This window comes from Kribbella sp. NPDC055110 (genome assembly GCF_053607525.1).
In genome coordinates, this window is record NZ_JBSGTS010000015.1 from 1 (window position 1) to 24,910 (window position 24,910).

Here is a 24,910-nt window from a genome sequence, read left to right on the forward strand (position 1 = left end):
CACGGGGCGCACGGGGCGCACGGGGCGCGGGGCGCACCGGGGCGCGGGTCGCGGGGCGCACGGGGCGCGGGGCGCGGGACGCGCGGGCGCGAGGAACGCAGGCGCGAGGAACGCGGGCGCGAGGAGCGCGGGTTACGCGGGCGCGGGGGCGGGGGCGGGGGTTAGACGTCTAGGACTTGGGAGAGGAGGTCTAGGGCGCCGGGGTAGGCGTGGTCGGGTGGGGTGCCGTAGCCGACTATTACTGCTTGGCGGGTGGCTGGGGTGGGGTTGAAGTGGTACGTCGTGAGCGTGGCGAGGCCGAGGCCCTGGCGGGCGGCTCGGGTGACGATGTCTTCGGCGTCGCCGGGAACGTCCAACAGGACATGGAGGCCCGCCGAGATACCGGCTACCTCGACTGTCGGTGCGCGGACCGCGAGCAGTTCGACGAGGCGGTCGCGGCGGCGCCGGTAGTGCAGGCGGGAACGCCGTACGTGCCGGTCGTAGTGGCCGGAGGCAATGAATTCGGCGAGGACGAGCTGGTCGAGGGTCGCGGTCTGGAAGTCGGCGGTCCGCTTCGCCGCGACCACCGGCTCGATCAACCGTTGCGGCAGCACCATCCACGCGAGCCGCAGCCCGGGCGCGAGGCTCTTGCTCGCCGTACCTGTGTAGACGACCCGTTCCGGATCGAGGGCCTGCAACGCCCCGACCGGCTGCCGGTCGTACCGGAACTCGCCGTCGTAGTCGTCCTCGATCAGCACCGCCCCCGACTCCCGCGCCCACTCGACAGCAGCGGTACGCCGCTCCGGCGCGAGCGGCACGCCTGTCGGCATCTGATGCGCCGGCGTGAGCAGCACCCCCTGCCCGGTGAGCCGAGAAGTCTGCGCACCCAGCTCGTCAACCGGCACGGCCACCGCGGAAAGCCCGCGCGCCCGGATGACGTCCCGATGTAGCCCGTACCCGAACTCCTCGACCGCGATCGTCGTACCGCCGAGTGTTCCGATCGCCTCGCTCAGCAGACTCAGCGCCTGCACGTACCCGGAGCAGATCAGGATCCGCTCCGGATCGGCCCGCACCCCGCGCGCCCGCGCCAGGTAGTCCGCCAGCACCCGCCGCAGCTCGATCCGGCCGCGCGGATCCCCCAGCCCGAAGGCCTCGTTCGGCGCCGCGGTCAGCGCCTTCCGCGCCGCGGCCAGCCACTCGGTCCGCGGGAACGTCGCCACATCGGGGGAACCCGGCGTCAGGTCGTACCGAAAACTCCGGGCCTCAGGCAACGAAACGGCCGGCGACGGCGGTACGGCGGCCCGGGTCGCGACGACCGTCCCGGATCCCTGCCGCGCCGTCAGCCACCCCTCGGCGACGAGCTGCCCGTAGGCGTCGGCGACCGTGTTCCGTGCGATCCCGAGGTCGCGGGCCAGCGACCGCGACGACGGTAACCGGGTCCCCGCCGCGAGCCGCCCGCTCCGGATCGACTCGTGCAGGGCCTGCACCAGATCGTTCCGCCCCCGCGTCGCCACCAGTTCGAGATGCAGGTCCGAACCGGCCCAGGTGGCCTGTGGATCCTCCATGGAGTGGACCCTATCCCCAAGTCCACTCTCAGCGGCCCGGGGCCGGTGACCGGTTTCCTGCGTCCGGGTAGGTTGGAGTCAGAACGCCCGACGTTTCTCGCCATCGTGAACGGCGCCCGGACCCGCGCAGGAATGCCGCCGTGGAACACCATCGGCCGGATTCGGCTCGCACGATTCGAGGATTTCCATGGCTACTGACCACGACCTCCACCGGCTCGACCACCTGCACCTGCCCGCTCACGTCCACGTCCGGATCCGTGGCGAATGGCGCTCGGGATGGCTTATCGGCTGCGACCGCCAACTGTCCGGATGGCACGGCCTCGTCCAGTACCAGGACGACGATGGGGACCAACCCGAGACCACCGCGTGGTTGCCCGCGGAAGAGATCACTGCCGACGGGTAACTGCCCAGGTCAGGCGCGCGACGCCCTCGGGAGCAGCAGGCTGATCACCGCGATCGCCGTACCGAGGCCTGCCGCGACCAGGAACACCCGGTCGGGACCGCCTGACCGCACCTGACCGGATTGGCGATATTGGCCCACGGATCTTCGGGGGAAGTGGACCAGGTGCCTGGGCCGGTCCGGTTATAACGTGGAGGCATGAGCACAACAACGCGGCGGGTCAAGCTCGCCAATCTGGTGCCGGACTTCTACAAGGCGATGATCGAGCTGGACCGGGTGTCGGACGAGGGTCTCGACCCGAAACTGGCGCATCTGGTGCGGATCCGGGCCTCGCAGATCAACGGGTGCGCGTATTGCACCGATATGCACTCGCTCGACCTGATGGAGTTCGGTGCCGAGCAGCAGCAGCGGATCACGCTGCTCCCAGTGTGGCAGGAGGCGCCGAAGTTCTACACCGAGCAGGAGAAGGCCGCGCTGCAGCTGACCGAGGCGATCACGCTGGTGAGCGTCGACCACGTCCCGGACGACGTGTACGAGGTCGCAGCCCAGGCGTTCGACGAGAAGGACCTCGCGCAGCTGATCGCGCTGATCATCACCATCAACATGTGGACCCGGGTCGGGGTCACCGGTCGGCTGGAGCCCGGCCACTACAAGCCGTGAGGTCGCAGCAATGACTGCCGAACTGTTCAGAGCGCTTCACCACGGCGGCACTCCCCTGGTCCTCCCGAACGCCTGGGACCCGGTGAGTGCACGTCTGGTCGCCGAGGCCGGCTTCTCCGCTGTTGCCACCAGCAGCGGAGCGGTCGCCCGCGTCCTCGGGTACGACGACGGGCAGCTGACCCCGCCGGACGAGATGTTCGCCGCCGTGGCGCGGATCGTCCGCGGGGTCGACGTACCGGTCACCGCCGACCTGGAGGCCGGGTACGGGCTGCCGCCGAAGGAGTTCGCGGAGCGGTTGCTCGAGACAGGCGCGGTCGGCTGCAACCTCGAGGACTCGATCGGTGGCGCGTTGGTCGACATCGCCCAGCAGGCGGACTATCTGGCCGAAGTACGCGCCGCTGCGGGGGCTGAGCTCGTGATCAACGCGCGCGTCGACACCTTCCTGCGGCCGGTGGACGACCCGGTCGACGAGGCGGTACGGCGGGGGCGCGAGTACCGCCGCGCCGGGGCGGACTGTGTGTATCCGATCCTTGCGCCGCTCGACCAGCTGGCCCAGGTGGCCGAAGCTGTCGGCGGGCCGATCAACGGACACGCGAAGATCGGTGGACCGACGCCGGCCGAGCTCGCGGCGGCCGGTGCGACGCGGATCTCGTACGGGACGAGCGTGCATGAGTACGTGATGGCCCAACTGCGGCAGCTCCTCCCGTCGCTGCGCTAGCCCCGCGTTACGTCCGAAGAACCGGCGGGATGTCTCGCCGGTTCTTCGGACGTAAGGGATCGCAGTGCGTAGACGAGGGCCCAGTCCTGATCGTTGGCGAGGGGGTCGGCGATGTGGGCGGGTTGTCCGTTGACGCAGCTGGGGTAGACGAAGGCGCAGGTCGCCGATCCATCCGTGGCGAAGCTGACGAGGTTGGCGCGGAGGATGGCGTCCTGCGCATCGTCAAGCCAGGCGGCTTGTTCGGGTGTGACCAGTTCGCGGGGCCAGGCGGCGTACACGACAGCGCTCAGAGCGGACCAGTAGTGCGGGAAGACGTCACCCCAGAGGCGGAGCCGGCCGAACCAGTAGCCGTCCCAGTGCCGGATGGGGACGTGGCGCAGTCGTACGTCGGGTTGGTCGGCGGCGAATGCGGTCAGCCAGGGCAGGCGTCGGGTCAGCTCGGTGCCGTCGATCTGGTCCGGGGCGATTTGGTATGCCGAAACGAGCAGCTCGAGGAGCGGGGCGACCATCGACTGCTCGTAGTTGACCTCGTGCGGCGGCAGCTCGTCGCCGTACCCGATGAAGGTTTTGGCGTGCCGGACGAGGTGGTCGTGGAGGCCGAGTTCGCTGAGCAGCGGGCCGAGGTCGAAGGCGAGGAAGTGGTCGCCGCCGAGTTCGTAGTACCGGTTGAGGATGCGGATCGCGCCGGCGCGATCGCCCTGGCCGAGGAGGAATCTGGCATACCACGGGAAGTTGTAGAGGCGTACGGCGTTCTGGTGGACACTGTCGTCCTGGATCGTGCCTTGCTCGTCGAGCAGGTGGTCGCGGACGAACTGTTCGTAGCCGGTCAGCGCCTCGTCCAATTCGGTGCGGTCGCCCCAGTCGCGGGCGCGGATCTCCTGCAGGAGAAGGGCCATGCCGACGCGTTCGCGGGCGTCGTTCCAGTCGCGCCAGGCGCTGGACAGCACGGTCAGACCGCTCTCGTTGTCGTACGGCACGAACGCGTATCGACGGCTGTCGGGGAGTTCGGGGCGGCGTTGGCGGTCGAGGACGAAGCGGGCGCGGCGTTCGGCGATCGTGCGCAGCGGCTCGTGGAAGAGGACCGCGATTCGGGACCTGTCGTCGGGTGCTTCGACGTACTGGAGGCCTGGCTCGGCGCTGGTGATTTCGCGTCCGTCGTGGAGCCGGATCGTCTCGCCGACCTCGACAGCGAGCCGGTCAGCGCCGACGAGTCGTGCGCGGTCGGTGTGGAAGGCGGGGAGGTCGTCATACCAGGCCAGCTGCCACGTCCACCGGTACGACGCCCCTGGTGCGAGCATGATCGCCGGCTGGCCACCCATCGCGTGCGGGGACCGGGCGTGGTCGGTGACGTGGAGGTAGATGTGGCCGCGAATGTTGCTGCCTGTGCCGGGCTCGCGGGACTCGACTGAGTACGCCCACAGCTCGCCCTCCGTGAGCTGCAGCCCCAAGCCCGGTCCGCTGCCGTCCATCGGCACCGCCCACACCCAGGCCTCCGCGCCGCCCGTCCACACATGCGCATGCACCGCGCCGGTCAGACTCTCCCGGCTCGACGTGTAGACATCCCGGTACGGCGTACTGATCGCCAGCGACCCGACCTCGACCGGGTCGGCGCTGGTGTTGCGCAGCTCGTACGTCTCCGTCCACCGCTCACCGAACCGGCGACCGACACGCAGCTCCAGGTCGCCGAACCGGTACATCAGATCGATGCCGCTGCTCCGCCACCGGGTGAACGCCGGCGTATCGAAGCGGTGCGCGCCGCGATCGGTGATCACGAAACCCTTGCCCCAGGCATGCAGACTGTCGTGCACGACACCATCGACAGCGGTGGCACCGGCGGCACGGGCGTCCAGCAGCACGCGCCGCCCGTCCGGATGCAGGACCTGCACGACCGCTCCGTCATCGGCGAGCTGGACCGTTCCGCGACCGAAGTCAAAACTTTCCACGATTCGCCAACCTATCGATGTCGAGAACCCTCCGACGGCTCCGTCCCCCTGATGAGAACCAGCCTCCTCACGATGGGATACCGAAATGAACCAGCAGCAGATCGCCGAGATCCTCGCCAAGCCGTACTCGCAGCAGCTCCTGAACGGCTCCGAGCCGGCCCGCTTCGCCTACGACGGCCTGGACGGCGACCCGCGGGTGATCCCGATCGGGTTCTGGGTCGAGGGCGACCAGATCGTGATCGCCACCGTGCCGAAGTCCGCCAAGGTCGCCGCACTCCGCAAGAACCCGAAGGTCGCGCTCACCATCGACACCGGCGCGTTCCCGCCCAAGGTGCTGCTGCTCCGCGGCACCGCCGAGGTCACCGTCGTCCCGGGCGTCCCCGAGGGCTACCTCGTCGCCGGCCACAAGGTCATGACCGACGAGCAGTACCCGGGCTGGGTCGAGGGTGTGAAGGCCCTGTACGACGAGATGGCCGTGATCACGGTTACGCTCACGTGGGCCAAGCTGCTCGACTTCGAGACCACGATCCCGAAGGCCGTCGAGGACCTGATCAAGGAGAAGTCGGCCGGCTGATTCACCCCACCGGCTTCGTTCGCCGCTCACCGGTAGGTCATGCTGGGAATGGCATACCAAAAGCTGGAGAGGGTTGATGAGCGAGAGTCGGGAGTCCGAGACCGAACGGGTCACGCGGCATTTGCGGGGCGAGATCCTCGACGGTGTCCGGCGGCCCGGTGAGCGGCTCGTCGAGCGGGAGCTGGCCGCCGCGCTGGACGTCAGCCGGGTGCCGGTGCGAGAGGCCCTGAAGGCGCTCGTCAGCGAGGGCCTGGTGACGTTGCGGCCGCGCTCGTGGGCGGTGGTGCGGACCTTCACGGACTCCGACATCGCCGATCTGACCGAGGTGCGCGCGGCGTTCGAGCCGCTGACGTTCCGGCTCGCGGCGGAACGGCGTACCAGGGAAGGACTCGACCGGCTGCGGGCGGTTCTGGACGAGCAGCTGGTCGCGGCGCGGGCCAAGGACGCGGTCGTCGCGCGGCGGAAAGCGGCCGATTTCCACGAGCTCGTGACCGAGCTGGCGTCGAACGAGCTGCTGATCGAGATCGAGCGCCCGCTGCGGAGCCGGATGCGCTGGTTGCTGACCCAGCACGACGACCTGATCGCGGTCGCCGGCCAGCATTTGGAGCTGTTCACGGCGATCGCCAACCGCGACGTCGAGGCCGCCGAACGTCTCGCCGACGAGCATCTGGAGCAGTCGCACGTCCTGTTCCGGAGCAGCCGCGGCATGGACTGAAGGGCTCGTGCGGTTTGGTATACCATTCTCGGCATGACCTCCTTGCTGCTTTCTGACGTGCGCCCTTGGGGCGGCGACGCGGTCGACGTGACGATCGTCGACGGCGTGATCTCGGACCTCTCCCCCACCGGGACGACAGCAGGGAACAGCGCCGGGAACAGCACAGAGGCCGGGGAGCGGATCGACGGGCGTGGGCTGCTGGCGCTGCCGGGGTTCGTCAACGCGCACGCGCACGTCGACAAGAGCTGGTGGGGCCAGCCGTGGGTGTCGTACGGCGGTCAGCCGACCACGCAGGGCCGGATCGCCCACGAGCGCGCGGAGCGGGACAAGTACGGCATCCCGAGCGTCGGCGGCGCGAAGGCCGTGCTGCGTGAGTTCCTCCGGCACGGTACGACGGCGACGCGCACACACGTCGACGTCGACCTCGGCGTCGAGCTGCGTGGCATCGCCAACGTTCTCGAGGCCGCGGCGGCGCTCGACGGTGCCGTCGACGTGGAGATCGTCGCGTTCCCGCAGGACGGCGTACTCCGGCGTCCCGGCGTACTCGACCTGCTCGACAAGGCCGCGGCCGAAGGCGCCACGAGCATCGGCGGTCTCGACCCGGCGACGATCGACCGCGACCCGGTCGGCCAACTGGACGCGCTGTTCGAGATCGCGGCGCGGCGTGGGGTCGGGATCGACCTGCACCTGCACGACCGCGGCGACCTCGGTGCGTTTCAGTACGAGCTGCTCGCGGAGCGCACTATCCAGGCAGGCCTGCAGGGCAAGGTGAACGTGTCGCACGGGTTCGCGCTCGGTGAGCTGCCGCCGGCGCGGCGGACCGAAATGGTAGACCAGCTCGGCGAGGCCGGGATCTCGTGGACCACGGTCGCTCCGGCCACCTCGGCACCGCTGCCGTTCCGCGAGATGCGCGCGGCCGGCGTCCCGATCGGCCTCGGCACCGACGGCATCCGTGACCTGTGGTCGCCGTACGGCGATGGTGACCTGCTGCAGATCGCCCGCGGTTTCGCGCGGCTGCATGGGCTGCGCACCGACGAGGACCTGACGTACGCGGTCGAGCTCGCGACGACGTACGGCGCCGACTTCGTGCACCGCGAGAACCACGGCCTGACCGTGGGCGCCCGCGCGGACATCGTGCTGCTCGACGCCGAGAACGCGCCGGACGTGCTGGTCCGCGCACCGCGTCGTGAGTACGTGATCGCCGGCGGGCAGGTCGTCGTGCGCGACGCCGAACTCCAGGTGTGAGTACAGGCACAGCCGTCGGGCGGACGCTGGGCTCGCTCAGGGACAACAGGGCGTTCCGGCTGTTCTGGTTCTCGAACCTTTTCTTCTTCGGTGGCGTGTGGACGCAGACGCTCGTCCTCGGATGGCTCGCGTACGAGTCCACGCACTCGGACTTCCTGGTCGCCGTCTACACGGCGGTGCGGTTGGCCCCGTTGCTGCTCGGGCCGTTCGCGGGTGCGTTCGCGGACCGGCACAACCGGGTGCGCCTGCTGATCGTCGCGGCCTCATGGGCGCTGGTCGCGGTCAGCGCCGTTGCCACGCTGGCGTCGCTCGGCAAGGCGTCGTACTGGGTGCTGGTAGTCGGCGGGCTGGCGATCGGGCTTGCGCAGTCGCCGTCCCAGCCGGCCCGCGCCTCGCTGGTGATGGACCTGGTCGGCCGGCAGAACCTCAGCAACGCCAACGCCCTGAACTCGATGGCGCTGAACATGACCCAGGTGATCGGGCCCGCAATCGGCGGGCTGATGATCACCGGCCTGGGCGCGCCCGCCGCCTTGTGGGTCTCGACATTTTGGTATGCCATTTCGCTGGTCATGCTGCTGCCGTTGCGCGAGTACGGCCGCGTGGTCGGCGGGCACACCGGATCGGCGCTCCGGATGGTCACCAGCGGACTCCGCGACATCGCCCGGAACCGGCTGGCCTCGACCGTCCTCCTGATCACCCTGGCCGCAAACACGCTGCTCTGGCCGATCGCGCAGTCCTTCATGCCGGTGTTCGCGCAGGAGTCCCTCGGGCTCGATGCGGCCGGACTGGGCTGGCTGCTCACCTGCGCCGGCGTCGGCGGGCTGACCGGTTCGCTCGTGATCGCCTGGCTCGGCGACTTCCGGTTCAAGGGCGGGATGTTCGTGGTGGGTACGGCGATCTGGGGCACGCTGTGGTCGCTGTTCGGGCTGTCCCACGACACGGTGGTGTCGTTCGTGCTGATGACCGCGATCGGGGTGATGAGCGCGGCGTTCGGCGTACTGCAGACGACGCTGCTCCTGATGACCACCGACGAGTCCCTGCACGGCCGCGCACTCGGCGTCCAGGAACTGGCGATCGGCATCATGCCCCTCGCCTCGCTGGCCTTGGGCGCCTTCGCCGAGAGCTACGGCGTCGGCATCACCACGTTCGTCAGCGCCGTACTGCTGGTCGCCGCCGTCGCCGCCCTCGGCCTCTGGACGCCCACCCTGCTGCGCTACGGCGGACATCTTCGGTAAATAAATGGGCATTCCTGGCAACCAACTGAGAGTCTCACCGCATCTATAGGTATGAGTCCGGGGGGACTCAGAACCAGCGCACAGGCCAAGGGAGCGGTCTGTGCTAATACCGGTCTAGTCCTGATGTGTCAAGACCGTACGGCGCTCTTGTGGGGGGATTTGACACTGTGGATCGGAACTCGGACTCACGCGACGGAATGCCCGCGCGGCTGGACGCGTCCGTCCGGCTGCTCGTTGGTCCGGCCAACTTCGCGGGCCAGGGCACTCGCTGGGCACGCTCGCTCGAGGAGCGGGTGCCCGACACGAAGGCGACCTCGTTCGCCTTCTTCAAAGGAGTTCTCGACTACGAGGTCGACTACGGCGTCCCGGCGCGCACGTACCGGCGCAACCCGCGGTGGCGGCTGAACTTCTACAACCACGTCGTACGCAACTACACGCATGTGCTGCTCGAGGCGGCCCGGCCGATCTTCGGCCCCTTGCACGGACCGGACGGATCCTTCGAGATCCCGCACCTGCTCGCCAAGGGGCTGCAGGTGGGTCTCATCGCCCACGGCTCCGACGTCCGCATCCCGAGCCGGCACGCGGAGACCGAGCCGTGGTCGCCGTTCCCCGACCTCGACGACGAGACCGTCGAGCTGCTCGAACGCAACTCCACCCGGGCCGTCGAACTGTTCACGTCGTACCCGGGCCGGGTGTACGTCTCCACTCCCGACCTCCTCGACTACGTCCCGAACGCGGTCTGGTGCCCGGTGATCGTCGACGTCGGCGCCTGGCGCAGTGACGCCCCGGTGCTGGAGCACAAGTTGCCGGTGGTGGCCCACGCGCCCAGCAAGTCGGCGATGAAGGGTTCCGAGCTCATCGACCCGATCATGGAACGCCTGGCCGAGCGCGGTCTGATCACCTATCGCCGGGTCGAGGGCGTCGACCCGGCGGACATGCCGGCCGTGTACCGCGACGCCGACATCGTCCTCGACCAGTTCCGTATCGGCAGCTACGGCGTCGCCGCGTGCGAGGCCATGGCGGCGGGCCGGATCGTGGTGGGCCACATAGCTCAGCACGTCCGGGACCGCGTGGCCGCGGACACCGGTCTCGACCTGCCCATCGTGGACGCGACACCCGACACCGTCGAGCAGGTCGTGCTCGACCTCATCGCGCACCCGGAGCGCGGCCGCGAGATCGCCGCGCGCGGACCGGTCTTCGTCGAGAAGGTGCACGACGGCCGTTGGTCGGCCGAGGCGCTGGCCGCGTTCGTCGAGCAGCCGAGCCAGTCAAGTCCGGTGCCGGTCGACTGGAAGCCGTCGTGGATCCGGCCCAAGGTCGTGATGATGGCCGGCAACGACATCGTGGTCGACGCCCGGGTGCTCAAGTACGCGCAGACGGTGGCCAACTGGGACCTGGACGTCACCTGCATCGGCATCCCCGGACGCCGGTTCCGGGGCGTCCGCTACTTCGGCAAGGTGCAGGTGTTGTGCCCGGTCATCCCGTCGAAGGTGCTGCTGACGGGGTGGCGCAAGCGACTCGCCAACCTCAAGACCAACCTGAGACCGTGGTTCAAGACTGAGGCTGAGTACACGCTGGCGTACAGCCGATGGCAGTACGCGAGCCGCGAGCTGCGGGCCGAGCGTGGCCGCGACCGCCGCAACCACGAACGAGCCGATGCGCGAAGCGGGTCAGGCGTACCGCGGCGGTCCCTCCGCGCCCGGCTGCAGCGGGCGGTGCGCTGGCGGTCGCTGCGACTGCACCGCGCGATTCTCCAGGCCCGCGCGTACCCGTTCCGGCGTACCAAGCCCCAGGCCGACATCACCGACCTGGGCATCGGCAAGCGGCGCGAACGGATGCTCGCCCTCTACCGCTACCTGCCGTCGGGGCGCTGGCGCCGGGTGATGCCCGAGCTGGTCGACCAGGAGCTGACGCTGGGCCCGCTCCTCGACCGCCTCCTGATCGAGGTCATCCACGTGCACGACGTGTTCATGCTCGGCATCGCGGCGCGTGCGGCGCACCGGGCGGCCCTGGACGGGCGGACGATCAAGATCATCTACGACGCCCACGAGTACATCCCAGGTGTGCCGGTGGTGGCTCCGCGGCGCGTTGCGGCGTACAGCGATCTCGAGCGCGAGTTCATTCGCGACGCCGACCGCGTCATCACGGTGTCCGAGCCGCTGGCCGGCTGGCTCAAGCGCGACCACAAGCTGGCCGAGCTGCCCGACGTCGTCCTCAACGCGCCGGTCGAGCCGCCCGAGGACGCCGAGGTCACCGGTCTGCGCGAGCAGCTGGGGCTGCCCGAGGACGTTCCGCTGCTGGTGTACGGCGGGGGCGTCAACCGTGCCCGCGGCGTCGGGACGGCGGTCGAGGCGCTGACCCAGCTGCCCGGCGTACACCTCGCGATCGTGGCACGGCCCAACTCCGTCACCGTGGAGTTGCAGGCGCGCGCCGTCGAACTGGGCGTGGACGACCGCGTGCATCTGGCGCCGTTCGTCGCTGCCGAGGTCGTGCCGCTGTACCTGCGCTCGGCCACCATCGGCCTCAGCCCGCTGCTGCACGCGCCGAACCACGACATCGCGGTGACGAACAAGTTCTGTGAGTACATCGGCGCTGGGCTGCCCATCATCACCAGCGACACCCCGGCGCAGGCAGACCTTGTGAAGGAGCTCGACCTCGGCGCGGTCTACCCCGCGGGCGACGTGGACGGCCTCGCGCAAGCGGTCCGGGATGTGCTCGCCGACCGCGACCGCATCGCCACGCGCATCGCCGACGACCCCGAGCTGCAGCACCGGTTCTCCTGGGCCGCACAGGCCGAGGTCCTCCGGTCGGTGTACGCCGACGTGATGGGGACCCTGCCCGACGCCGCCTGGGCCCCTGGCGCCACCGTTGTCCGCCAGCTCCTCCCCGGCCCGCCCGAACCACCGGAGACACGGTGGCGCGCCTTCCGGGAAAAGATGGCAAAGAGCACGAGCTTGTTGGTCTGAGCCCTCCACCTCTTTGTGCCCCCCGACAAAACCGCGCTGACCAGCCTGCTCGCGGGGATAGGTTGCCGCTAACGTCGGCGCGCCCGTGGGAGGACCCGTGATCGGACAGGTCTGGTTCGTCCTTGCGATGGCCGCGGTGGTGGTGCTGGCGCGGGGGGCCGGCCGCCGGATCGGCGTACCGTCCTCGATCCTGCTCACCCTGGCAGGCTTGGTGTACGCCGTACTCCCGGGACCGAAGGTCGCGCTGGATCCGGAGGTCGTACTGCTCCTGATCCTGCCGCCGCTGCTCTACAGCACGGCGCGGCGATCGAGTCTCCCGGCGATCCGGGCGAACCTGCGGCCGATCGTCAGCCTGTCGGTGCTGCTCGTGCTCTTCACCGCCTTCGCCGTCGGCGCGCTCGTCAGCCTCGTGGTCCCCGGAATGCCGTTGGCGGTAGGCCTGGTGCTCGGTGCAGCGGTCGCACCGCCGGACCCGGTCGCCGCGTTGTCGATCGGCCGTCGCGCGGGCCTCCCGCCGCGGCTGATCGTGCTGATCGAGGGCGAGGGCCTGCTCAACGACGCGACCGCGCTGACGACGTACCAACTGGCCTTGGCGGCCGCGGTCGGCACCGGGTTCTCGTGGGCGGCGGCCTCGGGCCGTTTCGTCCTGGCGATCGTCGGCGGACTCGCGGTCGGGGCGCTCGTCGCGTGGACGATCCGTACGGCGCGGCCGTGGCTGCGCGATCCGCTGATCGGCAACGCGGTGTCGCTCGCCGCACCGTTCGTCGCGTACCTGCTCGCCGAGCAGCTCCACTCCTCCGGTGTTCTCGCGGTCGTGATCGCGGGCTTGATGATCGGGTACGACGCCGGACGCGAGGAGACCGGTGCGGCGCGGCTCCAGACCGGCGCGGTCTGGGAACTCGTCGAGTTCCTGCTCGAAGGGTTCATCTTCCTGCTGATCGGTCAGCAGCTACCCGCCATGCTCAACGAGCTACAGACCGAGCCGCCGGGCCGGGTGATCGCAGCAGCCGCTGTGACGGTCGGTGTGGTGCTGCTGACCAGACCGCTGTGGCTGGTGCTCACACAGCTCGTACCGGTCGGGCTGCACGCTCGACTGGGTATCACTCCGTCGGAGCGGCTCCAACCGCGTGAGGTCTTGGCAATGAGCTGGTCCGGTACCCGCGGCGTCATCACGCTCGCTGCGCTGGTCGCCGTACCGCTGACCGCCAGGGACGGGCAGGCGTTCCCGGAGCGCGATGTCCTGCTGTTCTGCGGGTACGCCGTCGTGCTGGCGACTCTGGTGGGACAGGGGCTGACGTTTGCGCCCCTGCTGCGTCGACTCAGGCTGGGGGTCAATGTGGCAGAGGTGGAGCAGCTGAGCAATGAAGCGCGGCTGGCTGGGGTGGAGGCAGGGCTGGTGACCGTTGACCGTCTGCTCGACGCAGGGCGGATCGGGTCGGAGTTGGCCGCCGTACTGCGTGCGAATCTGGCTGCGCGGGCTGACCGGTACAAGGCGCGCAGTGCCGCGCTCCTGCAGTCAGGTGACGGTGACATCACCTGGCCGCAGGACTACCGCGCGGCGGTCGAGGCGCGCCGGGCGATCATCAACGCCCAGCGCGACGAACTCGTCCGCTGGCGCGACGCGGGGCGGCTACCGGACTCCAGCCTGCGCAAGCTCCGCCGCGAGCTGGACCACGAGGAGCGCGGTCTGCTCGAGCTGTAACTAGCTAGGCCTGAAGGACGACGCTGGACTCGGCTGTGAGGGCTAGGAAGGTCAGGGACTCCTGTAGGTACAGCTGGACGTTGTCGGCGTCGTGTGAGAGGTACCCGATGGACAGGTCCTGGCCGAGGTGCAGTTCGTAGTCGCCGCCGCGCGTCGATACCAGGAGTGCGCCTTCGAGTGCCGGCGCCCAGATGATCTCGCCGTCGCCGATCAGCCGGGACAGGTGGTCGCGGATCGGGTAGCCGTGGTCGGTGGTCTCCGCGACGGCTGTGTACGCGTCAGCGGAGAGCAGGAGGCTGTACGGCCCGTTCACCCCGGCCAGCCGCAACGCCCGCAGCGCCTGCGCGACCGTGTCCGGCAGCACCCGCGGATCGGACGGGAGTGCGAGGACCGGGTTCGACGTACTCGGAGCGAGGCCGAGGATCCCGGCGGCGTCAGAGCCGTGGAAGACGAGGTGGTCCTCCGCGTACGCGACCTGCTTCGCGGCGTCCTTGACCGGCTGCCAGTCCGAGTCCTTCGCGCCGCGCTCCACATCGTCGACGGCCTGCCGCGAGACCGTGAACGGGACGCGCAGCTCGATGATCGGCTGCGACAACCGGCGGAGCGCGAGCACGCCCTCGCCCGGCGCCTCGACCGATTCGGTGTGCCCGGTGCCGACCGACGACAGCCCCGGTCCGGCCGGGCCGACCAGGTCGACCACGCGGCGGCCGGCGATGTCGCGCGTGAAGGTACGCCGGGCCTCCTCCTCGATCTCGCCCCACGCGGCATCCGAGACCGGGGCCAGCTCGCGGTGCAGGTTGTTGGTCATGTCCGACTCCTTCTCAGGCTGCCGATCCCCAACGAGCCGTCCGAAGCGGCCGGTTGGGTTGTGGTGGGTGACTCGAGGAACTCCGCGGTCGGCACGAAGAACAGGCTGCCGGTGACCGCGGTCGAGAAGTCAAGGATCCGGTCGTGATTGCCGGGCGGCTCGCCGACGAACATCCGGTGCAGCATCCGCTCGATCACGTCGGGCGTCCCGGCGTACCCGATGAAATAGGTGCCGAACTCGGCGGCGCCCGGTGCGCCGAACGCCATGTTCTCGCGGACGATCTGCCGCTCGGTGCCGTCCGGGTCGACGATCGTGTTCACGGCGACGTGCGAGTTCGGGGCCTTGTCGGCGTCCGGGATCTCGACGTCGCTGAGTTTGTGCCGCCCGATCACGCGCTCCTGGTCCGCGACCGGCAGCGCCTGCCAGGCGTCCAGGTCGTGCAGGTACTTCTGGACGATCACGTAGCTGCCACCGGCGTACGCCGGATCCTCGTCACCGATCGTGATGGCGGCGACCGCGGCGGGGCCCGACGGGTTCTCGGTGCCGTCGACGAAACCGAGCAGGTCGCGTTCGTCGAAGTACTTGAAGCCCTGGACCTCGTCACGGACCTTCACGTGGCCCGCGAGCCGCAGCATCACCTGGCGGACGAGCTCGAAGCACAGGTCGAGGCTGCGGGCGCGGACGTGGAACAGGAGGTCGCCGTGCGTCGCCGGGGCGGTGTGCCGGGCACCGGACAGCCCGCGGAACGGATGCAGGCCGCGCGGCAGCGGCAACCGGTAGAGCCGCTGCCACAGGGACGCGCCGATGCCGACCACACAGCTGAGCCGGTCGTCCGGAACGCGGAAACCGACCGCGCGGGCCAGCCCGGCGACGTCCGCCAGCAGCTCCCGCACAGCGTCCTCGGATCCAGGACGTACGTCGACCACGAGGAAGATCGCCGCCTTCGCGGGCTCCCGCAGTACGTCCTGGACCATCTACTCCCCCTCGCCGGTTGCCGCCACGCTATCCCTCAGCGCGCCGGGTGTGACCGCGTTTGTCTCAGCCGACCGACGGTGTTGTCAGGACCACCACTTGCCGCGCTGGGACAGGGCGTCCGCGGTCAGGTTCGTGGTGTCGAGGGCGTCGAGGTCCGCGATCGCCGCGTCGTCCAGCTCGAAGTCGAACACGTTGAAGTTCTCGACGATGCGGTCCTGGTGGATGGACTTCGGGATGACCGAGAGGCCCTTCTGGATCGCCCAGCGGATCAGCACCTGCGCCGGCGTGTGGTCGGTGGCCTCCGCGATCCGGGCGATCACCGGGTCGCCGAGGTGGCGGCCGGTGCCGAGCGGGCTGTACGCCTGCGCGACGACGTTCGCGTCTTCGCACGCCTCGACGAGGGCCTTGCGGTACTCGAACGGGCTGAACTGGATCTGGTTCGCGACCGGCTGGATGCGGGCGATCTTGCCCAGCTCCTGCAGCTCGGCGGAGCTGAAATTGGAGATGCCGATGCCCTTGGTGAGTCCCGCGTCCACGGCTGCTTCCATCGCCGGCCAGGCCCAGGTCGGCCCGCCCTGCGGCCAGTGGATCAGGTAGAGGTCGAGGTAGTCGGTCCCGAGCCGCTCGAGGCTCTTCTCCGCCTCGACCCGCGCGTCCTTGCCGCCCGGATAGAACTTCGTCGTCAGGAAGATCTCTTCGCGCGGGATCCCGCTCTCCCGGATCGCCTTCCCGACACTGGCCTCGTTGCGGTAGGCCTGCGCGGTGTCGATCAGCCGGTAGCCGGCCTCGAGCGCCCAGGTGACGGCGCGCTCGCACTCCGCCCCGTCATCCACTTGCCAGACACCGAGCCCAAGCACGGGGATCTCAGTTCCGTTGGACAGCTGCCGAGTATTAGCGGTCATGCGCCCCAACTTACAACTTGTTGGCCAGGCGGATGACGTCGACGACGTCGGACATCATGCCGGTGAGGTCGTAGTCCTTGGGCGTGTAGACGGCAGCGACGCCGGCGGCGCGCAGCGAGGTGGCGTCGGCTTCGGGAACGATGCCGCCGACGACGACGGGGACGTCTTCCAGGCCGGCCTCGCGGAGGCCTTCGACCACCTGCGGGACCAGTTCCATGTGGGAGCCGGACAGGATCGAGAGGCCGACGCAGTGGACGTCCTCGGCGACGGCGGCCGCGACGATCTGCTCGGGGGTGAGGCGGATGCCTTGGTAGATGACCTCGAAGCCGACGTCACGCGCGCGGACCGCGACCTGCTCGGCGCCGTTGGAGTGACCGTCCAGACCAGGCTTGCCGACCAGGAAGCGGAGGCGGCCGCCCAGCTCGGAGGACGTCGCGGCGACCTTCTCACGGACGGCGGCGAGGTCGGCGCCGGCGGAAACTCCGACCGATCCCGAGACTCCGGTGGGTGCGCGGTACTCGCCGTACATCTCGCGCAGTACGCCGGCCCACTCGCCGGTCGTCACGCCGGCGCGAGCGCACTCGAGCGTCACGGGCATCAGGTTGTCGGTCGTCTTGGCCGCGGCACGCAGCTTCGCCAGGGCGGTGTCGACGGCGGTCGCGTCGCGTTCCGCGCGCCACGTCTGGAGTGACTCCAGCGCAGCCGATTCGGCCGCCGGATCGACAGTCTGGATCGCAGTGTCGAGGTCAGCTGTCAGCGGCGACGGCTCGGTGTTCTCGAACTTGTTCACACCGACGACGATCTGTTCGCCGGACTCGATCCGCTGCCGCCGCTCGGCATGCGACCCGACGAGCGCCTGCTTCAGGTACCCGCTCTCGACGGCGGCGACCGCGCCACCCATCGCTTGTACGCGGTCGATCTCCTCTTGCGCACCCGCGACCAGCGCGGCGACCTTCGCCTCGATCACGTGCGACCCGTCGAAGATGTCGTCGTACTCGAGCAGATCGGACTCGTACGCCAGTACCTGCTGCATCCGCAGCGACCACTGCTGGTCCCACGGTCGCGGCAACCCGAGCGCCTCGTTCCACGCCGGCAGCTGGACCGCCCGCGCCCGCGCGTTCTTCGACAGCGTCACGCCGAGCATCTCGAGGACGATCCGCTGCACGTTGTTCTCCGGCTGCGCCTCGGTCAGCCCGAGCGAGTTCACCTGTACGCCGTACCGCAGCCGCCTCGCCTTGGAATCGGTCACCCCATAGCGTTCCAGCGTCAACGAATCCCACAGCTGTACGAAGGCGCGCATCTTGCATGTCTCCTCGATGAACCGCACGCCGGCGTTCACGAAGAACGAGATCCGCTGCACCACGTCCCCGAACCGCTCCGGCGGCACCTGCCCGCCGTCCCGCACCCGGTCGAGTACGGCGATCGCCGTCGACAGCGCGAACGCCAGCTCCTGTACGGGCGTCGCGCCGGCCTCCTGCAGGTGGTAGCTGCAGATGTTGATCGGGTTCCACTTCGGCATGGTGGCGACCGTGTACGCGATCACGTCGGTCGTCAGCCGCAGCGAGGCATCCGGCGGGAAGGCGTACGTCCCGCGCGACAGGTACTCCTTGACGATGTCGTTCTGCGTGGTCCCGGTCAGCTCGTCCGGCAGCGCGCCCTGCTCCTGCGCGGCCACCTGGTAGAGCGCGAGCAGCCACATCGCGGTCGCGTTGATCGTCATCGACGTGTTCATCTGCGCGAGCGGGATCTGGTCGAACAACGCCCGTACGTCGCCCAGATGCGCGACCGGTACGCCGACCTTCCCGACCTCACCCTTCGCCAGCGGGTGGTCCGCGTCGTACCCGGTCTGGGTCGGCAGGTCGAACGCGACCGACAGCCCGGTCTGGCCCTTCGCGAGGTTCCGGCGGAACAGCGCGTTGGACTCCGCCGCGGACGAGTGGCCCGCGTACGTCCGCATCACCCAGGGTCGATCCTTCTCGGTCGCCATGTACCCGAGAGTAGGACTCTGTGCCCTTGTGAGTCCCCACCTCGTGACTGGTGTCACCAGGGGCGTGGATCACACTCAGGCGCTGATGGGCAGCGGGGTTCTTTCCACGTTGAGGACTCGGTGCAGGCGGGTGACCGCGAGGATGCGGACGACCGACGGCATCGGGTGCCAGAGGACCAGTTGCCGGCCTAGCAACTGGGTGCGGCGATGGGTCGCGACCAGCAGGCCGAGACCGGTCGCGTCGACCGCATCGACTGTTTCCAGGTCGACGATCACGTCGCCGTCGGAGGCGTCGATCAGCTGGTTGAGAGTTTGACGGACGTCGCCGACGGTGCGGACGTCCAGGATGCCGGTCAGGTGTACGACGTTGTCAGGCTTGCTGTGGGTCGGTGCGAGCATGTCCGTGCCCTCCCGCTCTTCCGGCGGCCCCCGAGGTGTTGTGGCCGGCCCAGAAAAATGTATGGCAGCTCTGTGTTGGTAAAGACTCCCCGGAGACACGGAAGGTTGCCAAGAGTTCACGATCTTTTGATTCGCGAGACAATGGTGTTCGTGTTCGCCGAGGATTACTTCCTGTTCCCGGTGGTCGCCATCGCCCTGGCCGGTCTGATGGTGCTGCTGTGCCGCTGGGCGTTCTCGAAGGCGAAAGGCGGGTCGCTCGTGCGCCGGGTCGACCATCGCCCGGCCGACCGGGACTCCTTCGGCCTGCTCATCGACATCCGCACAGTGACGAACTACAACGAGGCGCGCGTCCTGGTCAGCCGCCTGAAGGACTTCGGTATCAAGGCGACCGCGGCCCGCACCACCGACGGCTGGACGGTCTACGTCTGGCCGAAGGACGAGGCCGCCGCCCGTGGCCTGCTCGACGTTCCCTGACGGCTTTGGTCTGGGTCTAGGGTCTGGGTATGGGGACTCTGCTCGAACTGGACCTGACCCGCGGCGTACTCGAGACGCCGCCCACCTCACCCGTGGCAGCGTTCCGTGCGCGCCACCTGCCGACGCTGCGCGAGCTGGTCGGTGCACTGCGGAAGGGGGCGCGTGACGACGGTGTGGTCGGTGTAGTCGCCCACATCGGCGGCAACCGGCTCTCACTCGCACAGGTGCAGGAGCTGCGTGAGGCGGTGGCGGACTTCCGTACGTCGGGCAAGGCGGCCGTCGCGTGGACCGAGTCGTTCGGCGAGACCGGACAGGGCACCGTGCCGTACTACTTGGCGACGGCGTTCGACGAGATCTGGCTGCAGCCGTCCGGCGACCTGGCCATCACCGGTGTGTCCGTGCAGGCGGTGTTCATCCGTGGTGCGCTCGACAAGGCCGGTGTGATCCCCCAGTTCGGCAAGCGGCGTGAGTACAAGACCGCTGCCGACACGTTCACCGAGCGGGAGATGACTGCACCTGCTCGCGAGATGGCGTCGCGGCTGGCGGAGTCGGCGTACGAGCAGATCGTCGAGAGCATCGCCGTACGGCGGCGTCTGGACAGCGCACGGGTCCGAGAACTCGTCGACAGTGCGCCCCTGCCCGCACAGGACGGTCTGGATGCCGGTCTGGTCGATCGACTCGGATACCGGTCGGACGTGTACGACGAGCTCGAGAAGCTGCTCCAGTACGACGACAGGCTGCTGGCCGAGCGGTACATCCGGCGTGGTCCGCGGACCCTCGCCGAGGTACGCAAGAACCTCCCGTGGCCGCAGAAGCCGCTGGTGGCAGTCGTCCGCGTGGCAGGTGGCATCTCGGTCGGCCGCAACTCCAACAGCCCCATGGGTGGTCCCGGCTCTGGCTCCGACACCGTCGGCGCCGCACTGCGTGCTGTGGCGGACAACGACCGCGTGAGGGCCGTCGTACTGCGAGTCGACAGCCCAGGTGGTTCGTACGTCGCGTCAGACGCGATCCGCAACGAGGTACTGCGGCTGCGCTCGACCGGACGACCTGTGATCGCGTCGATGGGCGGTGTGGCCGCATCCGGTGGGTACTTCGTTGCGATGCCGGCCGACGTGATCGTCGCACAGCCCGGCACGATCACCGGGTCGATCGGGGTCCTGACCGGGAAGGGCGTCGTACGCGATGCGCTGGGGCGGATCGGCATCTCACGGGAGGCCGTGTCCGAGGGCGCGAATGCACAGATGTACTCGGCGCAGGAGGAGTTCACCGACGAGCAGTGGGCGCGGCTGGAGGAGACACTCGACCGCATCTACAAGGACTTCGTGGCCAAGGCCGCTCAGGACCGCGGTCTGCCCGAGGACCAGCTGGAGTCGCTGGCCCGCGGACGGGTGTGGACCGGCGCCGACGCGCACAGCCACAAGCTGATCGACGAGCTGGGCGGCTTCCAGCACGCTCTGACGCTTGCGTGTAACCGGGCCGGTCTGGACCGCGACGAGATCGCCGTGACCGCAGTACCGCACCGCAACCTGCTCAGTCAGCTCAAGGCACCCACGACGACCGATGATCTGGCTGTCAGTGCGGCGCCGTTGACGCTCGACGGCCTGACCACCGGTCTCTACAGTGCGCTCGGGTTGCCGCCGGCCGGCGTACTGCGGATGCCATTCAGCTGGGAGATCAGCTAGCTTCGCTCGCCGCCTGGGACCCAGAGGACGTCGCCGCCGGAGGACAGGTTGGCGACGCGGCCGAGGATGAAGAGCAGGTCGGACAGGCGGTTCAGGTACGTGATCGCGAGCAGATTGACCGACGGGCCGTGTGCCTCGACGGCGGCCCAGCCGGCCCGCTCGGCACGGCGTACGACCGCACGAGCTACGTTCAGGTACGCCGCGCCCTCCGTGCCGCCGGGCAGGATGAACGACCGGAGCTTGGTCAAACGACTGTTGTAGTCGTCGCACCAGCCCTCGAGCCGGTCGATGTAGTCCTGGGTGATGCGCAGCGGTGGGTACTCCGGATCCGGTGCGATCGGATTGCACAGGTCGGCGCCGACGTCGAACAGGTCGTTCTGGATATGCGTCAGCAGCACCACGATCGCGCTGTTCAGGTGCCCGGCCGCGATGGCCACCCCGATCGTGGAGTTCGCCTCGTCGACCTCGCCGTACGCCGCCAGCCGCGGATCCGTCTTCGATGTCACGGAGTTGTCGCCGAGGCGGGTCTCGCCGGCGTCTCCGGTGCGGGTGTAGATCCGCGTCAAGTTCACAGCCATGCCAGGACTCTACGCAAAGCCTCGGACGGTCAAACGCTACAGTCGACCGGTGGAACGGTTTCGGATCGCGGGTGAGGCACGGCTCGACGGCGCTGTCGAGGTGGCCGGGGCGAAGAACAGCGTGCTCAAGCTGATGGCGGCGGCGCTGCTGGCAGAGGGTACGACGACGCTGCGGCAGGTGCCTGGCATCCTCGACGTCACGTTCATGGCGCAACTGCTCGACACCCTCGGGTGCGAGGTGACCGTCGACGCGGAGCAGCGGCTCGCGACGATCGCCGTACCGGGCACGATCGGGCACCAGTGCGACTACGACCTGGTCCGCAAGCTGCGCGCGTCGATCTCGGTGCTCGGTCCGCTGCTGGCCCGCTGCGGTCAGGCGGAGGTCGCGCTGCCGGGCGGCGACAACATCGGTTCCCGCGGCCTGAACATGCACGTGGCGGGCCTGGAGTCGATGGGCGCGAAGGTGCACATCGAGCACGGTTTCGTGATCGCCGAGGCCCCGCAGGGCCTGCACGGCGCCGAGGTCTGGCTGGACTTCCCGAGCGTCGGCGCCACCGAGACGATCATGATGGCGGCCGTGCTCGCCCGCGGTACGACGATCATCGAGAACGCCGCCCGCGAGCCGGAGATCCAGGACATCGCGGCGATGCTGGTCGAGATGGGGGCGCAGATCGACGGCGCCGGCTCGCCGCGGATCGAGATCACCGGCGTGAGCGGACTACTCAACCCCGTCGACCACATCGTGGTCCCGGACCGGATCGTGTCCGGCAGCTGGGCGTTCGCAGCCGCCATCACCAAGGGTGACATCACCGTCACCAACGGGCACGCGGAGCATCTCGAGCTGCCGCTCGACAAGCTGCACAAGGCCGGCGCGGAGATCACCGTGCTGAACCCGGGCTTCCGCGTCCGGATGCACGACCGCCCGAAGCCGGTGGACGTGGTGACGCTCCCCTACCCCGGGTTCGCCACCGACCTGCAGGCGTTCGTAATCGCGCTGAACGCGATCAGCGACGGCGCGGCGATGGTCACCGAGAACCTGTTCGAGGGCCGGTTCACGTTCGCGCAGGAGCTGACCCGGCTGGGTGCGCAGATCCAGACCGACGGGCATCACGCCGTCGTTCGCGGCGTACCGCGGCTGTCCGGCGCCCCGGTAGTCGCCTCGGACATCCGCGCCGGTGCTGCGCTGGTGCTGGCCGGTCTCGCCGCCGAAGGCGAGACGCTCGTGTCGGCCGCCCACCACGTACACCGCGGCTACACCGACTTCGCCGGCAACCTCCGCCGCCTCGGCGCGGACGTCGTGGTCGAACCGGACGATGCGGAGATGTACTGGAGCTGAACCTCCCCCGCCCACCCGCACATCACACCAGCCCGGCACCGCGCTGGAACCCATGGACCTGCGGGACTGAGGTGAGTGGGGAAGGAGCGCCCGGGGGGCGTGAGTTTGTCGTGGCGGGGAAAGAAACCGTCGCGATATGCCCATTTGTTTCCCCGCTGTTGAGGGCTCCGGATCGAGCAGCGATCCTCGGTCTTCGCTCCGCGCACCAGTCACCGCCCACACATTAGGCAGGAGCGCCGGGTTGACCTCTGAGATGGCCGGGCGGGTTAGGGTCTGACGCATGAGCGAGCGTGTGGTGAAGCCCGTGGGGCGCGGATTCCTGTTTCTCGACTCGCATCCGGCCGGGTGTGCGCGGGTGGTGCGGGAGATGGCGGCGGAGGTCGACGGACGTGCGGCCCAGCACCCAACGGCGCAGCGTCGTACGGCGCTCGTGATCGGGTCGAGCTCGGGCTACGGGCTCGCGACCACGATCGCCGGCCTCGCGCGGTACGGGATCGACGGCATCGGCATCTGCTTCGAGAAGGCTCCGACGGCCCGACGTACGGCGACCGCCGGTTGGTACCGCACCGCGGAGACCGCCGCGCTGGCTGCCGAGCTCGGCCGCTCGTGGAGCTTCGTGAACGCGGACGCGTTCGCGGACACCACGAAGGACGAAGTACTCGATCTGGTCGCCGAGCAGCTCGGCGGGATCGACCACCTCGTCTACAGCGTCGCTGCGCCGCGGCGGACGGACCCGCGCACCGGCGAGACGTACCAGTCGGTGCTGAAGGCGATCGGCGCCGAGCACACCACGAAGAGCCTCGCGTTCGACGACGGTGCGCCGGTGCTGCAGGAGGTCGGGATCGAGGTCGCGAACGACGACGAGATCGCGCAGACCGTCAAGGTGATGGGCGGCGAGGACTGGACCCGGTGGATCGCCGCGCTCCAGGACCGCGACCTGCTCAGGCCCGGCTTCAACACCGTCGCACTCACCTACATCGGCTCCGAGCTGACCGGTCCGCTCTACCGTCAGGGTTCGATCGGCGCGGCCAAGGCGGACCTGGAGCAGACCGCGCTGAAGCTGGCCGCGGACGGCGTCATCGCGATGACCTCGGTCAACGGCGCCGCCGTCACGCAGGCCTCGTCCGCGATCCCGGGCATCGGCCTCTACGTCAGCCTCCTGCACAAGGTGACCGGTCTGCAGACGCCCGTCGAGCAGTCGATCGCGCTGTGGGACCAGCTCACCGGCGAGGCCCCGCTCGACCTGGACGACGAGGGCCGCATCCGCCTCGACCGCTGGGAGCTCAACGACGACGTACAGTCCGCCGTCCGCACCCAATGGGAGTCGGTGACGCCGGCCAACATCGGCGAGGTTGCGGACGCCGCGTGGTTCCTGACCGAGGTACGCCGCCTGTACGGCTTCGACGTACCGGATGTGGACTACGACGCCGAGACCGAGGTCGACGTGGAGTGGCCGGTTTAGGTACGCGCGCGATACTTGCGCATCTTGTTGCGGGCGCCGCAGAGGGACATGGTGCACCAGCGACTGCGGCCCGCTGGGCTGCGGTCGTAGTACACCCAGCGGCAGGTGTCGGCGGCGCACGCCTTGAGACGCGGCCAGGTGCCGCTCGCGGCTGCTGACGAGATATCCGCGGCCACCTGGGCAACCAGAGCACGCACGCCCGGCAGCCCGTCGGCGGGGCGGATCGTCGCAGCACCGTCCTCCGACAGCACGAGCCTCAGCGGCGCGTCGGCCAGCAGCCGGTCGAGCAGAACAAGGGACTTCGGAGGTACGTCGACACCTGCGTGCGCCTGACAGACGTCGCGCAGGGCTTCCCGCACCGTGAGCACCTGTTCAAGCTCCGGCTGGTCGAAGTCGAGGTCGCGCAGGCCGTGGGCGGCGCAGAACGCGCCGAGGTCCGCAGGACTCCGGAGCGCATCGCTCTGTTCTTCGAGGTCGACCGTGTTGACCAGGTCCTGGACGAGCACCAGTGGCTCCGGGGCCGGGGTGCGCTCGCCTGGCTGGATCACGGTTGCAACGTTACCCCTTATGCGGCATCATTCGGTAACTGTTACTGGATGAGCCGG

At 69.2% G+C, this 24,910-nt stretch carries 22 protein-coding genes; 13 read left to right on the forward strand and 9 right to left on the reverse strand.

From position 1 onward, the window contains the following. Window positions 1-161: 161 nt before the first annotated feature. Complete coding sequence (pdxR, locus tag ACWF0M_RS23035) at window positions 162-1,544, reverse strand: MocR-like pyridoxine biosynthesis transcription factor PdxR (protein WP_452237741.1); 1,383 nt, start codon at window positions 1,542-1,544, stop codon at window positions 162-164. Window positions 1,545-1,731: 187 nt separating this feature from the next. Here pdxR and ACWF0M_RS23040 point away from each other — a divergent pair, with 187 nt between their 5' ends. The 3 genes from ACWF0M_RS23040 (at window position 1,732) to ACWF0M_RS23050 (ending at window position 3,322) form a co-directional block, all read left to right on the forward strand. Continuing rightward, window positions 1,732-1,947 (forward strand): hypothetical protein, encoded by a 216-nt coding sequence (locus tag ACWF0M_RS23040; RefSeq protein ID WP_452237742.1) that lies wholly within the window; start codon window positions 1,732-1,734, stop codon window positions 1,945-1,947. 195 nt (window positions 1,948-2,142) lie between these two features. Next, window positions 2,143-2,604, forward strand: a complete 462-nt coding sequence (locus ACWF0M_RS23045) for a carboxymuconolactone decarboxylase family protein (protein ID WP_452237743.1) — start codon at window positions 2,143-2,145, stop codon at window positions 2,602-2,604. Window positions 2,605-2,614: 10 nt separating this feature from the next. Next, window positions 2,615-3,322 (forward strand): isocitrate lyase/PEP mutase family protein, encoded by a 708-nt coding sequence (locus tag ACWF0M_RS23050; RefSeq protein ID WP_452237744.1) that lies wholly within the window; start codon window positions 2,615-2,617, stop codon window positions 3,320-3,322. On the opposite strand, the gene ACWF0M_RS23055 is transcribed toward ACWF0M_RS23050, so the two are convergent. Continuing rightward, a complete protein-coding gene (locus ACWF0M_RS23055; protein WP_452237745.1) occupies window positions 3,319-5,265 on the reverse strand; it encodes a hypothetical protein in 1,947 nt (648 codons plus the stop codon). The genes ACWF0M_RS23050 and ACWF0M_RS23055 overlap by 4 nt on opposite strands. 85 nt (window positions 5,266-5,350) lie before the next feature. Here ACWF0M_RS23055 and ACWF0M_RS23060 point away from each other — a divergent pair, with 85 nt between their 5' ends. The 6 genes from ACWF0M_RS23060 (at window position 5,351) to ACWF0M_RS23085 (ending at window position 13,702) form a co-directional block, all read left to right on the forward strand. Beyond that, window positions 5,351-5,839 (forward strand): pyridoxamine 5'-phosphate oxidase family protein, encoded by a 489-nt coding sequence (locus ACWF0M_RS23060; RefSeq protein WP_452237746.1) that lies wholly within the window; start codon window positions 5,351-5,353, stop codon window positions 5,837-5,839. Between the two features lie 76 nt (window positions 5,840-5,915). Beyond that, a complete protein-coding gene (locus ACWF0M_RS23065; protein WP_452237747.1) occupies window positions 5,916-6,554 on the forward strand; it encodes a GntR family transcriptional regulator in 639 nt (212 codons plus the stop codon). 33 nt (window positions 6,555-6,587) lie between these two features. After that, window positions 6,588-7,799 (forward strand): amidohydrolase, encoded by a 1,212-nt coding sequence (locus ACWF0M_RS23070; protein ID WP_452237748.1) that lies wholly within the window; start codon window positions 6,588-6,590, stop codon window positions 7,797-7,799. Beyond that, the gene (locus ACWF0M_RS23075) at window positions 7,796-9,034 is read left to right on the forward strand and encodes an MFS transporter (protein ID WP_452237749.1); all 1,239 of its coding nucleotides are present in this window, start codon (window positions 7,796-7,798) and stop codon (window positions 9,032-9,034) included. Before ACWF0M_RS23070 ends, ACWF0M_RS23075 begins: the two co-directional genes overlap by 4 nt. A 167-nt stretch (window positions 9,035-9,201) precedes the next feature. After that, complete coding sequence (locus tag ACWF0M_RS23080; RefSeq protein ID WP_452237750.1) at window positions 9,202-12,000, forward strand: glycosyltransferase; 2,799 nt, start codon at window positions 9,202-9,204, stop codon at window positions 11,998-12,000. Between the two features lie 97 nt (window positions 12,001-12,097). After that, complete coding sequence (locus ACWF0M_RS23085; protein WP_452237751.1) at window positions 12,098-13,702, forward strand: Na+/H+ antiporter; 1,605 nt, start codon at window positions 12,098-12,100, stop codon at window positions 13,700-13,702. Window positions 13,703-13,706: 4 nt separating this feature from the next. On the opposite strand, the gene ACWF0M_RS23090 is transcribed toward ACWF0M_RS23085, so the two are convergent. From ACWF0M_RS23090 to ACWF0M_RS23110, 5 genes are all read right to left on the reverse strand, one after another. Continuing rightward, the gene (locus tag ACWF0M_RS23090; protein ID WP_452237752.1) at window positions 13,707-14,510 is read right to left on the reverse strand and encodes a family 1 encapsulin nanocompartment shell protein; all 804 of its coding nucleotides are present in this window, start codon (window positions 14,508-14,510) and stop codon (window positions 13,707-13,709) included. Continuing rightward, a complete protein-coding gene (locus ACWF0M_RS23095; RefSeq protein ID WP_452237753.1) occupies window positions 14,507-15,484 on the reverse strand; it encodes a Dyp-type peroxidase in 978 nt (325 codons plus the stop codon). Before ACWF0M_RS23095 ends, ACWF0M_RS23090 begins: the two co-directional genes overlap by 4 nt. 84 nt (window positions 15,485-15,568) lie before the next feature. Further along, the gene (locus ACWF0M_RS23100; protein WP_452237754.1) at window positions 15,569-16,387 is read right to left on the reverse strand and encodes an aldo/keto reductase; all 819 of its coding nucleotides are present in this window, start codon (window positions 16,385-16,387) and stop codon (window positions 15,569-15,571) included. Between the two features lie 10 nt (window positions 16,388-16,397). Beyond that, a complete protein-coding gene (locus ACWF0M_RS23105) occupies window positions 16,398-18,374 on the reverse strand; it encodes a protein meaA (protein WP_452237755.1) in 1,977 nt (658 codons plus the stop codon). A gap of 75 nt (window positions 18,375-18,449) precedes the next feature. Next, entirely contained in the window at window positions 18,450-18,773 is a 324-nt protein-coding gene (locus ACWF0M_RS23110) for an STAS domain-containing protein (RefSeq protein ID WP_452237756.1), read from the reverse strand. Between the two features lie 141 nt (window positions 18,774-18,914). On the opposite strand from ACWF0M_RS23110, the gene ACWF0M_RS23115 reads away from it, so the two are divergent. Together ACWF0M_RS23115 and sppA are read left to right on the forward strand one after the other, a co-directional pair. Next, window positions 18,915-19,247, forward strand: a complete 333-nt coding sequence (locus ACWF0M_RS23115) for a hypothetical protein (RefSeq protein WP_452237900.1) — start codon at window positions 18,915-18,917, stop codon at window positions 19,245-19,247. Window positions 19,248-19,276: 29 nt separating this feature from the next. Then, window positions 19,277-20,929, forward strand: coding sequence for a signal peptide peptidase SppA (gene sppA / locus ACWF0M_RS23120; protein ID WP_452237757.1), 1,653 nt, complete (start codon window positions 19,277-19,279; stop codon window positions 20,927-20,929). On the opposite strand, the gene ACWF0M_RS23125 is transcribed toward sppA, so the two are convergent. Next, the gene (locus ACWF0M_RS23125) at window positions 20,926-21,507 is read right to left on the reverse strand and encodes a cob(I)yrinic acid a,c-diamide adenosyltransferase (RefSeq protein WP_452237758.1); all 582 of its coding nucleotides are present in this window, start codon (window positions 21,505-21,507) and stop codon (window positions 20,926-20,928) included. The two genes, sppA and ACWF0M_RS23125, sit on opposite strands and share 4 nt — an antisense overlap. A 49-nt stretch (window positions 21,508-21,556) precedes the next feature. Here ACWF0M_RS23125 and murA point away from each other — a divergent pair, with 49 nt between their 5' ends. Both murA and fabV read left to right on the forward strand, forming a co-directional pair. Continuing rightward, window positions 21,557-22,843, forward strand: coding sequence for a UDP-N-acetylglucosamine 1-carboxyvinyltransferase (gene murA / locus ACWF0M_RS23130; protein WP_452237759.1), 1,287 nt, complete (start codon window positions 21,557-21,559; stop codon window positions 22,841-22,843). A 280-nt stretch (window positions 22,844-23,123) separates the two neighbouring features. Further along, a complete protein-coding gene (gene fabV / locus ACWF0M_RS23135) occupies window positions 23,124-24,305 on the forward strand; it encodes an enoyl-[acyl-carrier-protein] reductase FabV (RefSeq protein WP_452237760.1) in 1,182 nt (393 codons plus the stop codon). Here fabV and ACWF0M_RS23140 read toward each other — a convergent pair. Then, window positions 24,302-24,853, reverse strand: coding sequence for a CGNR zinc finger domain-containing protein (locus ACWF0M_RS23140; protein WP_452237761.1), 552 nt, complete (start codon window positions 24,851-24,853; stop codon window positions 24,302-24,304). The genes fabV and ACWF0M_RS23140 overlap by 4 nt on opposite strands. Window positions 24,854-24,910 lie beyond the last annotated feature (57 nt).